The organism is Aneurinibacillus aneurinilyticus ATCC 12856 (assembly GCF_000466385.1).
In the GTDB taxonomy this organism is placed as follows: Bacteria; Bacillota; Bacilli; order Aneurinibacillales; family Aneurinibacillaceae; genus Aneurinibacillus; species Aneurinibacillus aneurinilyticus.
The window spans coordinates 1-2,089 of record NZ_KE952881.1; the positions used below are offsets into that span (position 1 = coordinate 1).

The 2,089-nt window shown below is 38.6% G+C and carries 2 protein-coding genes; one reads left to right on the plus strand and one right to left on the minus strand.

The window, feature by feature from the left end; genetic code table 11:
- Window positions 1-522 precede the first annotated feature (522 nt).
- Window positions 523-1,362, plus strand: a complete 840-nt coding sequence (locus HMPREF0083_RS21055) for a class I SAM-dependent methyltransferase (RefSeq protein ID WP_021623797.1) — start codon at window positions 523-525, stop codon at window positions 1,360-1,362.
- Window positions 1,363-1,514: 152 nt separating this feature from the next.
- Here HMPREF0083_RS21055 and HMPREF0083_RS21060 read toward each other — a convergent pair whose 3' ends face one another.
- Window positions 1,515-1,973 (minus strand): hypothetical protein, encoded by a 459-nt coding sequence (locus tag HMPREF0083_RS21060; protein WP_021623798.1) that lies wholly within the window; start codon window positions 1,971-1,973, stop codon window positions 1,515-1,517.
- Between the last annotated feature and the right edge of the window lie 116 nt (window positions 1,974-2,089).

Below are 2,089 nucleotides of genomic sequence, written 5' to 3' on the forward strand. Positions count from 1 at the left end.
AAAATATACTGCTCAACAGGGCTATAAGAGCCTTCTTCATGCACACCGTCCCCTTATTAATAAAATTCCATAAAGGTAATTAATATACTGTATATATAAAAAAACCCATCACGAAAAGCTGGTCAATAAAACAGTGAATAATTAAATCCCAATTTCTCATTTATATCACTGAGAAATTGGGATTTTTCGTTTATAACACGGGTCATTTTGATTGGAAATGTTGGCTTACCGAACGATATTGTCTATGCACATACGATAATCACTATTCCACCATACTCCTTGGACACTGCACCATGCCAAAGCTTTCATCAGTAAAAATTCTATGACTACCCCGCTGTATTTCCCGGTTAAACAGTCACAACCTCTTCTTCATTACGCAAGAAAAAAGAAAGTTCGCGTTTTTCCATTTGTCGGAATAGCATTCATATAAGTAAAACCTATAAATAAAATAAAAATAATATATTTTACTTATTTTCATTACAATGATAAAAATGGATTATAACGAATTCAGGAGGGGACAACATGGAGAAAGAAAAAATGGACGATAAGTGGAACGGCAGCTTTTACGATAGTAAAATCGATTATGTTTCCACACTTGGCAAGGGTGTAATCGAATGGCTCAAGCCTCAACTAGGCGAACGTATTATGGATTTAGGGTGTGGGACTGGCGAATTAGCCAACGAAATCTCCGCCAGCGGAGCATCTGTCCTGGGAATGGACTTATCTTCATCTATGATTGAGACGGCAAAACAAAAGTTTCCCCATCTATCCTTCCAGGTTGCAGATGGTGAAACATTTCATACATCTGCCCCTTATGATGCTGTCTTCTCCAATGCGGCGTTGCACTGGATGAAGCGACCTAAGCAAGTTATACGCTCCGTCCGGAAGGCATTGCGCGAAGGCGGACGCTTTGTCGCCGAATTCGGAGGCAAAGGCAATGTGCAGACAATTGTCAAGGCAACTGAAGAAACATTGGCCGCTCGTGGCGTTTCATCCATCGGCGAAAAAAATCCCTGGTACTTTCCTAGCATCGGAGAATATGCGACACTACTGGAACAAGAAGGCTTTCATGTAGCCCAGGCGATCCACTTTGCCCGTCCAACTACGCTTACGGATGGAGAAGAAGGTCTGAAAAACTGGCTTCATTGCTTTAGTAACAATTTCTTTGCCGATTTTTCTTTAAAAGAGAAGGAAAGCGCATGGGATGAGATTATCGAGAAATGTCGCCCTTCTCTTTATCGGCAGGGAATCTGGGTAGCGGATTACTGGCGTATTCGAATCACGGCTATTAAATTGAGACACAATACGAACATTCCCAATAGATTAAAGTTTAAATCGCAAAGACCCGATGGCACATTGTGAATTGTAACCTGAATAACGGATTTTTTTAAGTGTCCATTATTCGGGTTACAGTTCAATAATAATTGGCTACCCTTTCTTCTTTATTTTGTTCAATTATAATATCCAATGACTCTAGCTCAATATAAAATACCGATAAGAAATATTGCCATTTCTTAATTTTTATAGGTGCGAAGCTTCGGATTTTGCTGAAGTTCTTTGATGAATTCAAAAGCTAATTTTGCAAGTTCTACATATTCTTTATCACGAGTAATACGATACAATTCCATAAAATCGTTATGTTCATCAAGCAAGTCATCAATTTGTTCTTGTGAACTTTTTTTGCTCTTTATGTTTAACGTTTTTTTCCTGTTTTTTTCCTTTCTTTTTTCGAGTGCCTCCCAAGCCTCTTCCGCCGTACAGATAAGTGTCATGTTATCATCATAACCATCCAGATATAATCCATCAGGGATTCGCGCTAAATCATAATAAGATTCCTGGTACATACCTTCCAAAGAATAATAGTTGAGTTCTGTGTATCCTTCAACACGATACCATTCATCTTCATATCCATCAATTCGAACAATATCTCCAAAATCAAAACGACGCTTGTCCTGCCCTGCTGAGTCATTCATCAATATCCCCTCTTTTCTCAAAAAATGGGCTATTTATCTAACTCACAGCTTTGTTCCCTTCATTTTTTAGCACAACATTACGTATTATATCACGCCTGTTGATTATCCATAAGGTG